Annotated in this window: 7 protein-coding genes; all 7 read left to right on the top strand. The window is 75.6% G+C overall.

All coding sequences use genetic code 11. The features are described from left to right. The first annotated feature begins 161 nt into the window (after positions 1-161). On the top strand, positions 162-1,667 hold the full coding sequence (locus PYV61_RS14770) for a UDP-N-acetylmuramoyl-L-alanyl-D-glutamate--2,6-diaminopimelate ligase (protein WP_275832853.1): 1,506 nt from the start codon (positions 162-164) through the stop codon (positions 1,665-1,667). Further along, entirely contained in the window at positions 1,664-3,052 is a 1,389-nt protein-coding gene (gene murF, locus PYV61_RS14765) for a UDP-N-acetylmuramoyl-tripeptide--D-alanyl-D-alanine ligase (protein ID WP_275832851.1), read from the top strand. Before PYV61_RS14770 ends, murF begins: the two co-directional genes overlap by 4 nt. A gap of 19 nt (positions 3,053-3,071) precedes the next feature. Then, positions 3,072-4,223 (top strand): phospho-N-acetylmuramoyl-pentapeptide-transferase, encoded by a 1,152-nt coding sequence (gene mraY, locus PYV61_RS14760; RefSeq protein ID WP_275832849.1) that lies wholly within the window; start codon positions 3,072-3,074, stop codon positions 4,221-4,223. A gap of 2 nt (positions 4,224-4,225) precedes the next feature. Next, positions 4,226-5,659: a UDP-N-acetylmuramoyl-L-alanine--D-glutamate ligase gene (gene murD, locus PYV61_RS14755; RefSeq protein ID WP_275832847.1), complete on the top strand. Its 1,434-nt coding sequence runs from the start codon at positions 4,226-4,228 to the stop codon at positions 5,657-5,659. After that, on the top strand, positions 5,656-6,906 hold the full coding sequence (locus PYV61_RS14750) for an FtsW/RodA/SpoVE family cell cycle protein (RefSeq protein ID WP_275832845.1): 1,251 nt from the start codon (positions 5,656-5,658) through the stop codon (positions 6,904-6,906). Before murD ends, PYV61_RS14750 begins: the two co-directional genes overlap by 4 nt. Before the next feature lie 103 nt (positions 6,907-7,009). Then, complete coding sequence (locus PYV61_RS14745; protein ID WP_275832844.1) at positions 7,010-8,122, top strand: UDP-N-acetylglucosamine--N-acetylmuramyl-(pentapeptide) pyrophosphoryl-undecaprenol N-acetylglucosamine transferase; 1,113 nt, start codon at positions 7,010-7,012, stop codon at positions 8,120-8,122. 37 nt (positions 8,123-8,159) lie between these two features. Continuing rightward, on the top strand, positions 8,160-9,502 hold a 1,343-nt coding region (gene murC / locus PYV61_RS14740), incomplete at its 3' end, for a UDP-N-acetylmuramate--L-alanine ligase (RefSeq protein WP_275832842.1).

Genomic DNA, 9,502 nt, shown 5'->3' with positions numbered 1-9,502 from the left:
GGCGCCGGCAACCTCTGGAACTGGCTGCCGCAGGCGCGCGTCACGCGCACGCTCGCCGCGCCGGCGGCGCGCGTGCGGCGGGCGGTGCAGGGCGCGGTGCTGGCGCCGGTGGCCGGCGCGGTCGCGCGCGCGGGCGCGACGGTCACCCTCTACCGCGAGCCATGAACGTCCCGTCGCAGCTGCCGGAGGCCCCGGCCGTCGTCGACCTCGCCGCGATCGCCGACGCGCTGGACCGCGCCGGGCTCCTCGTCGAGCGGCGCGGCGCGCTTCCCGCGCCCGCCGCGGGCGTGACCGAGGACAGCCGCGCCGTCGTCCCCGGCGCGCTGTTCATCGCCGTGCGCGGCTCCGTGCGCGACGGCCACGACTACCTGGCCGACGCCGCGGCGCGCGGCGCGGCCGCGGCGCTGGTCGAGGACCCGACGCGCACCGACCTCCCCGCGCTCGTGGTGCGCGACGGGCGGCGCGCCACCGCGCTCGCCGCCGCCGCCGCGTACGGCGAGCCGGCGCGCCAGCTCGCGCTCGTCGGCGTGACCGGGACGAACGGGAAGACGACCACGGTGGACATGCTGCGCCACCTGCTCGACACCCCGCAGCGGCCCGCCGCCTCGATCGGCACGCTCGGCGTGCGCCTCGGCTCCGAGGGCGCGCCGTTCCCCGGCGGGTCCGGGCTCACCACGCCCGGGCCGGTCGAGCTGCAGCGGCTGTTCCGCCGCCTGGCCGACGCCGGCACGCGGCAGGTCGCGATGGAGGTGTCGTCGCACTCGCTCGACCAGCGCCGCGTCGAGGGCGTGCTGTTCGACGTCGCGGTGTTCACCAACCTCACGCGCGACCACCTCGACTACCACGGGACGATGGAGGCGTACCTCGCCGCCAAGGCCCGCCTGGTCGAGCACCTCACGCCGCAGGGCGCCGCGGTGGTCAACGCCGACGACCCGTCGTGGGTCGGGCTGCCCGCGACGCCGCGGGTGGTGACGTTCAGCGCGTCGGGCGCCGACGCCGACGTGACGGTGCGCGACCTCGCGTTCGGCCCGCGCGGCGTGCGCGCCACGCTCCGCATCGCCGGCGACGAGGCGCCGCTGACGCTGCCGCTCATCGGCGCGTTCAACGTCGCCAACGCCTGCGCCGCCGCCGCCGCCGCGCACGCGCTGGGCATGCCGATCGACCGCATCGTCACGCGGCTCGCCTCGCAGCCGCAGGTGCCGGGGCGGCTGGAGGTGCTGCACGAGGGGCCGACGGTGCTGCGCGACTACGCGCACACCCCCGACGCGCTGGAGCGCGCGATCGCCGCCGTGCGCCCGTTCGCGACCGGCCGCCTCATCGTGCTGTTCGGCGCCGGCGGGGATCGCGACCGCGGCAAGCGTCCCGAGATGGGGCGCATCGCCGCGCGCGACGCCGACCTGGCCATCGTCACCAGCGACAACCCGCGCACCGAGGACCCCGAGCGCATCCTCGACGACATCGAGGCCGGGATGGGGGCGGGGGAGCGGCTGCGCGTGACCGACCGGCGCGACGCGATCGCCCGCGCCATCGCGCTCGCCGGCCCCGACGACGTCGTGCTGCTGGCGGGCAAGGGGCACGAGACGTATCAGATCCGCGGCACCGAGACGCTGCCCTTCGACGAGCGGGAGATCGTGCACGAGCTGACGGCGAACGGGAGGCCCGCGTGAGCGCGCCGTTCTGGACCCACGACCGGGTCGCGCGCGCGCTCGACGGCGAGCTGTCGGGCGCGGTGCCGCGCGGCACGGCGACGCTGACCGGCGTGGCCACCGACACGCGCGCGCTGCGCGGGGGGGAGCTGTTCGTGGCGCTGCGCGGCGAGCGCTTCGACGCCCACGACTTCCTCGCCGACGCCGTGAAGGCCGGCGCGGCGGCGCTGGTCGTGCAGGACGCCGAGCGCACCGCGGGGCTCGGCGTGGCGGCGTTCGTGGTGCGCGACACGCTGCACGCGCTCGGGCTGCTCGCGCGCCACTGGCGGCGCACGTGGGGCGGCACGGTCGTCGGCGTCGCGGGCTCCAACGGCAAGACGAGCACGAAGGAGCTGCTGAGGGCCGCGATCGGCGCCGAGCGCACGGTGCACGCGACGACGGGGAACCTCAACAACCTGGTGGGCGTCCCGCTCACCCTGCTCGCGCTCCCGCCGGCCACCGAGGTCGCGGTGGTCGAGATGGGGACGAACATGCCCGGCGAGATCCGCCGGCTGCGCGCGATCGTCGAGCCCGAGCTGGTCGTCCTGACCTCGATCGGCGAGGAGCACCTCGAGGGGCTCGGCGACCTGGCCGGCGTGCTGCGCGAGGAGAGCGACGCCTTCGACGACGCCGAGCTGGCGGTCGTCCCCGCCGACCAGCCCGAGGTCGGGGATGCCGCGCGCGGGCGGGCCCGCCGCGTCGAGAGCGCGGGGCTGGACGTCGGCGACCTGCGCGCCGAGCGCTGGGAGCTCCACCCCGACGGGACGGGGACGCTGGTGGTCGACGGCGTCGAGGTGCGCACCCCGCTGCGCGGCGCGCACAACCTGCGCAACGCGATGCTGGCGCTGGCCGCCGCGCGCGCGCTCGGCATCCCGTTCGCCTCGGCGGCGCGCGGGCTGGCGGCGATGCCGGTGCCGAGCATGCGCTCGGCGTGGACGCCGCTCGGCGCGGCGACGCTGGTCAACGACGCGTACAACGTGAACCCCGACTCGGCGCGCGCCGCGCTCGCCCTGCTCGTCGGCGCCGCCGCCGGGGGCGAGCGCGTCGTGGTGCTCGGCTCGATGCGCGAGCTGGGGCCGCACGCCGCGCGGCTGCACGAGCAGCTGGCGCGCGACGCGCTCGCCCGCGGGCTCGAGGTGGTCGCCGGCGTGGGCGACATGGCGGCCGCGCTGACCGCCGTGGCGCCGGGCGACCCGCGCGTGGTGGCCGCCCCCGACGTCGACGAGCTGTGGCCGCGGCTGGCGCCGCGCCTCGCGCCCGACGCGATGATCCTCCTGAAGGCCTCGCGCGGGATGCGCCTCGAGCGCCTCGTTCCGCACCTCGAGGCGTGGGCCGGCGTCGAGCCGTCCGCGCCCGCCCCGCACTGAGACCGCCCACACCGCCCCCGTGCTCTACTACTTCCTGCAGCCCCTGGCGCGCGACGTCCGGCTGTTCAACCTCCTCAACTACATCACGTTCCGCGCGGCGGCCGCCTTCGTGACGGCGCTCGTCATCGCGTTCGTGGTGGGGCCGTGGATCGTGGGCCGGCTGCGCGCGATGGCGGTCAACCAGGTGGTGCGCGAGGGGACCCCCGACACGCACGCCGGCAAGGGCTCCACGCCGACGATGGGCGGGCTGATCATCCTCGCCGCCACGGTCGTCCCGGCGCTGCTGTGGGGGCGCTTCGGCGCGCGCGGGGGCGAGTACCTGCTCATCGCGCTGCTGGTCATGCTCTGGATGGGCGGCATCGGCTTCCTCGACGACTACCTCAAGCTCCGCCAGAAGCGGCTCGGGCTGAAGAACGAGGGGCTGGTCGAGCGCTACAAGCTCGCGGGGCAGGTCACGGCGGGCGTCGTGCTCGGGCTGTACCTCTGGCTGCAGCCGCTCTCGACGCTGCCCGGCGCGTCGACCACGCTGCCGTTCTTCAAGTACATCCTGATCGTCCCGCTCTCGGCGTCGCTGGCGTGGCTGTACGTCCCGTTCGTGACCTTCATCCTCACCGGCGCCAGCAACTCGGTGAACCTGACGGACGGGCTGGACGGGCTGGCGACGGGGCTGACGGCCATCGCGGCGGCGACGTTCGGGATCTTCGCGTACCTCATGGGGCGCATCGACACGAGCTTCTACCTCCAGATCTTCTACCTGCGCGGGGCGGGGGAGCTCACCGTCTTCTGCGCGGCGATCTTCGGCGCCTGCGTGGGCTTCCTCTGGTTCAACACCTTCCCGGCGCAGGTCTTCATGGGCGACACCGGCTCGCTCGGCCTCGGCGGCGCGCTGGGCGCGGTGTCCATCCTGCTCAAGAGCGAGTTCCTGCTGCTCATCATCGGCGGCGTGTTCGTCGCCGAGACGATCTCGGTGATCCTGCAGCGGTCGGTGTTCAAGTACCGCCGCCGCCGCTTCGGGCTCGAGTACGCGCAGAAGCACCGGGTGTTCAAACGCGCGCCGCTGCACCACCACTTCGAGGTCTCGGGGTGGCCCGAGACGCAGGTGGTGGTGCGCTTCTGGATCCTCGGGATCTTCTGCGCGATCCTCGCGCTGGCCACGCTCAAGCTGCGCTGAGGATGAACGCGGGCATCTTCCGCGGCCGCCCGGGGGGCGAGGTCGCGGTCATCGGGCTCGGGAAGAGCGGCCGCTCGGTCGCCGAGCTGCTGGCGCGCGACGGGCACCGCGTCTACGCCTCCGACGCCGGCACCGGCGACGCCGCCCGCGCGGCCGCCGAGGCGCTGCGCGCGCTCGGCGTGGACGCCGAGGCGGGGGCACACGACCTGGCGCGCATCGCCAAGGCCGCGCTGGTCGTCGCCAGCCCGGGCGTCCCGCCCGACGCGCCGCCGCTGGCGGCCGCGCGCGGCGCCAACGTCGCCGTGGTGGGCGAGATCGAGGTCGCGCTGCACTACCTGCCCGACCTCCGGTACGTGGCCGTCACCGGCACCAACGGCAAGACCACCACGACCGCGCTGGTCGGGCACCTGCTGCGCGCGCTGGGGCTCGACGCCGTCGACGCCGGGAACATCGGCACCCCGCTCGCCGAGCTGGCGCTGCGCGAGCGGCCGCCGGCGTGGGCGGCGCTGGAGCTGTCGTCGTTCCAGCTGCACGACACGCCGAGCGTCGCCCCGACCGTCGGCGTGGTGACGAACCTCAGCCCCGACCACCTCGACCGGTACCCGACGCTCGAGGCGTACTACTCCGACAAGGCGCGGCTCTTCGCCAACGCCGGCGGCGGCTCGCGCTGGGTGCTCAACGCCGACGACCCCGAGGTGCTCGCGCTGCACGAGCGGATCGGGCTGGAGCGGGTCGCGGGCGAGCGGATCGGCTTCACGACCGTGAACGGGGACCGCGCGCCGTTCGGCTTCGACCGCCAGTCGAACGCGCTCGTCTTCCGCGGCGACCCGTTCCTCGGGCGCGAGGAGCTGCCGCTGCTCGGTGACCACAACGTGGCGAACGCGCTGGCCGCGTCGGCCGCCGTCTGGGCCGCCGTCGGCCGCACCGCCGCCGACCCCGCCGGGTTCTGGCGCACCGTCGCCGAGGCGCTGCGCGGCTTCCACGCGCTCAAGCACCGCATGGAGCCGGTCGGGACGTACGGCGGCGTGGCGTGGATCAACGACTCCAAGGCCACCAACGTCAGCTCGACGCTGGTGGCGGTGAAGGGGATGACGCGCCCCTACGTGCTCCTGCTCGGCGGGCGGCACAAGGGGGAGGCGTATACCGCGCTCGCGGAGCCGTTCCGGGCGCACGGCAAGGTCGTCCTCGCCTACGGGGAGGCCGCGCCGATCGTCGAGCAGGACCTGGGCGGGCTGGTGCGCGTCGAGCGCGTCGACGGCGACTTCGCCGCGGTGATGGCGCGCGCCCGCGCGCTGACCGGGCCGGGCGACGCGGTGCTGCTCTCCCCCGCCTGCTCCAGCTTCGACATGTTCCGCAACTACGAGGAGCGCGGCGCCGAGTTCCGGCGGCTGGCCGCCGACTCCACGCCCCAGCAGCATCCGCAGGAGACGCCATGACCACCGTCGCGCGCGGGCTCGAGCCCGCGGCCGTCGGCACGTACGACCGGCGCGGCGCCGCGCGCCCCGAGCCCGTCGCCCTCAACCGCGACCAGATCCGCGAGCGGTGGAAGATGGGCGTCGAGGCGCGGGCGCTGGTGCTCGTCACCGCCGTGCTGCTCGCCTTCGGGCTGGCGGTGCTGTACAGCGCGAGCGCCATCGCCGCGATGCAGGAGGGGCGGTCGAGCGCGCACTACTTCCTCAAGCAGCTGAGCGGGATCGCGGCCGGGATGGTGGCGTTCGCGGTGGCCGCCAAGATCGACGCCGAGCGCTGGCGGACGTGGGCGTGGCCGCTGATGGGGCTCGCCATCTTCACGATGCTGCTGACGGTGCTCCCGTTCACGAAGAGCATCGCGCCGCCGATCCACGGGTCGCGCCGCTTCCTCTTCGGCGGCTCGATCCAGCCGTCCGAGTTCGCCAAGCTGGCGATCATCGTCTGGACGTCGATGCTGCTGGTGAAGAAGCAGGAGAGCGGGACGCTGCGCCGGCTGAGCAAGGGGATGCTCCCGTTCCTCGTCGTCGTCGGCCTGCTGGCCGTGCTCGCGGCGCTGGAGCCGGACCTGTCGGTGGCGATGATGTTCGTGATGATCATGGCGATCATCCTGTTCGCCGGCGGCGTGCGCATCGGCCACTTCATCGCGCTCGGCATCATGGGGATCCCGGTACTGTGGCACGAGCTGGAGCGCCTGAACTACGTCGTGCAGCGCCTCCTCGCCTTCCTCGGCACCAGCGACGCGCGCGCCGAGATCAGCTACCAGCTCAAGCAGTCGCTGGTCGCCGTGGGCTCGGGCGGGCTGCTCGGCGTCGGCTTCGGCGAGGGGCGGCAGCAGTACGGCTTCCTCCCGTTCCCGTACTCCGACTTCATCGGGAGCAACATCGGCGAGGAGTGGGGCTTCGTCGGCCTGACGCTGCTGATCGGCGCCTACGCGCTCTACACCTGGCTCGGCTTCCGCATCGCCCGCCAGGCGCGCTCGCCGTTCCTGCAGCTGACGGCGGTCGGCCTGACGATGATGATGGCGCTCACCGCCTACCTGCACATCGGCGTCGTCATCGGCCTGCTGCCGACGACGGGGCTGACGCTCCCGTTCGTCTCGTACGGCCGCTCGAACATGCTGCTGTCGCTGCTGATGACGGGGCTGCTGGTCAACATCGGGAGCGAGCGGCAGCGCGTGGTGGGGGAGACGGCGACGGATCCGCTGAACGCGTGAGCTCCGTCCGAAACTCCTCGGCGCTCGGCGCTCCGCGCTCGGCCGGATCCCACGAAGGCGCGCGGATGGAGCGCGGAGCGCCGAGCGCCGAGGCAAGGTCGCGGTGAGGATCATCGTCACCGGCGGCGGCACCGGCGGCCACCTCTACCCCGGGCTCGCGATCGCGCGCGCGCTCGTGCGCCAGGATCCGCGCGTGCGCCCGTTCTTCGTCGGCGCGCGGCGCGGGATCGAGCGCGAGGTGCTGCCGACGACCGAGTTCGAGCACCTGCTCCTCGACCTGCACCCGCTCTACCGGCAGCGGCCGTGGAAGAACTGGCGCACGGCGGCGGGGGCGCTGCGGTCGTGGGGGGCGCTGGGGGCGCTGTTCGGGCGCGAGCGGCCGCGCGCGGTGGTCGGGACCGGCGGCTACGCGGCGGCGCTGGCGCTCGCGTACGGCACGACGCACGGCGTCCCGATCATGCTGTCCGAGGCCGACGCGCACCCGGGGAAGACCACGAAGCTGTTCGCGCGCCGCGCCCACGACGTCTTCCTCGGCTTCCCCGAGGGGGCGGCGGAGCTGTCGCCGGGGGCGTCGACGCGGGTCCACGCCTTCGGCAACCCGATCGAGCCGCCCCCCGCCGGGCGGCCGGACCGGGCGGCCGCGCGCGCGCGCTGGGAGCTGCCGGCCGACGTCCGGGTGGTGCTGCTCGCCTTCGGGGGGAGCCAGGGGGCGCGGGCGCTGAACGAGGCGCTGGCGGGGTGGGTCGGCGAGGGGCTGCCGGCGGGGCTCGGGCTGATCTGGGCGACCGGGCGCGGGCAGTTCGAGCCGTACGCCGCGCACGACCGGGCGGCCGGGGGGCGGGTGCGGGTCGTCCCGTACCTGGCGCCGATCGCCGAGGCGTACGCGGCGGCCGACCTGGCGCTGACCCGGGCGGGGGCGATGTCGATCGCCGAGCTGTGCGCGTGGGGGATCCCGGCCGTCCTCGTCCCGCTGCCCACGGCGGCGGCCGACCACCAGACGCACAACGCCCGCACCCTCGAGGCCGCGGGGGCGGCGGTCCACCTGCCGCAGCGCGACCTGTCGCCCGCCCGGCTGGCGGCGGAGGTCGGGGGGCTAGTCGGGGCGCCGGACCGGCTCGCCGCCCTGGCGGGCGCGGCCACCGCGCGGGGGCGCCCCGACGCGGCGGCGCGGATCGCGGCACGGATCCTGGAGACCGTCGCCGGCACCTCTCCTTGAGGGGCCCTTGATGGGCCGTCATATTGCGCCGGCCGCCATGCCCCTCCTCCTCGATTCCGACCCCCGCCCGGTCCACTTCGTCGGCATCGCCGGCGCCGGGATGAGCGCCCTCGCCGAGCTCTTCGTCCGCCGGGGCGCGGCGGTCACCGGGTGCGACGCGAGTGCGGGCTCGGCCGACGACCTGCGCCGCCTCGGCGTCGAGGTGGTGCAGGGGCACGACCCCGCGCACGTCGCCGGCGCGCGGGCGCTCGTCGTCACCTCGGCGATGCCCAAGGACCACCCCGAGCTGGCCGCGGCGCGCGCCGCCGGGCTGCCGGTGATCCGCCGCGCCGAGGCGCTGGCCGAGGCCATCGCCGGCGGGGCCTGCATCGGGATCGCGGGGACGCACGGGAAGACGACGACGACCGTGCTGACCACCGAGGCGCTGGCCGCCGCCGGGCTCGCGCCGACGGGCGTCGTCGGCGGGCGCGTCGGCGCGTGGGGCGGCAACCTGCGCTTCGACGGCACCGAGCGCTTCGTCGTCGAGGCCGACGAGTACGACCGCTCGTTCCTGGCGCTGACGCCGACCGTCGCCGTCGTCACCAACGTCGAGGCGGACCACCTCGACATCTACGCCGACCTGGCCGACATCCGCGGCGCGTTCACCGAGTTCGCGGGGCGCGCGCGCTTCGTCGTGGCGTGCGCCGACGACGAGGGGGCGAACTCGCTCCCGTACCCGGCGAGCGCGGAGGTCGTGCGCTACGGCGTCGCCGACCCCACGCCGCACCCGGACGCGCGGCTGTACGCGCGCGACGTGCGCGTCGAGGCGCGCGCCGACGGCGACCGCACGGTGTGCGAGGTCGTCTACGACGACAAGCCGCTGGGCGTGCTGGCGCTGCGCGTGCCGGGGCTGCACAACGTGCGCAACGCGCTCGCGGCGGTCGGCGTCGGGCTGCTGCTCGGCGCGACGCTCGACGGGATGCGCGCGGGGCTCGAGGGGTTCGGCGGCGTCGAGCGGCGCTTCCAGCGGCTGGGCGAGGCGGCGGGCGTGCACGTGGTCGACGACTACGCGCACCACCCGACCGAGGTCGCGGCCACGCTGGCGGCGGCGCGCGCGGCCTACCCGTCGCGCCGCGTGGTCGCGGCCTTCCAGCCGCACCTCTACACGCGCACACGCGACTTCGCCGGCGCGTTCGGCGAGGCGCTGTCGGGCGCCGACGCGGTGTTCCTCACCGAGATCTACCAGGCGCGCGAGCAGCCGATCCCCGGCGTGACGTCTGGGCGGGTGGAGGCGGCGGCGCGCGCGGCCCGCGCCCGGGTGTCGTGGCGCGGCCCGCGCGACGCGCTGGCCGACGTGCTGGCGGCGCTCGTGCGCGCGGGCGACGTGGTGCTCACGCTCGG

Origin of the sequence: Roseisolibacter sp. H3M3-2 (assembly GCF_029211165.1) — a bacterium.
Lineage (GTDB): Bacteria > Gemmatimonadota > Gemmatimonadetes > Gemmatimonadales > Gemmatimonadaceae > Roseisolibacter.
The sequence above is the reverse complement of the archived record's forward strand: the minus strand, read 5'-3'. Positions and strand labels throughout refer to the sequence as shown.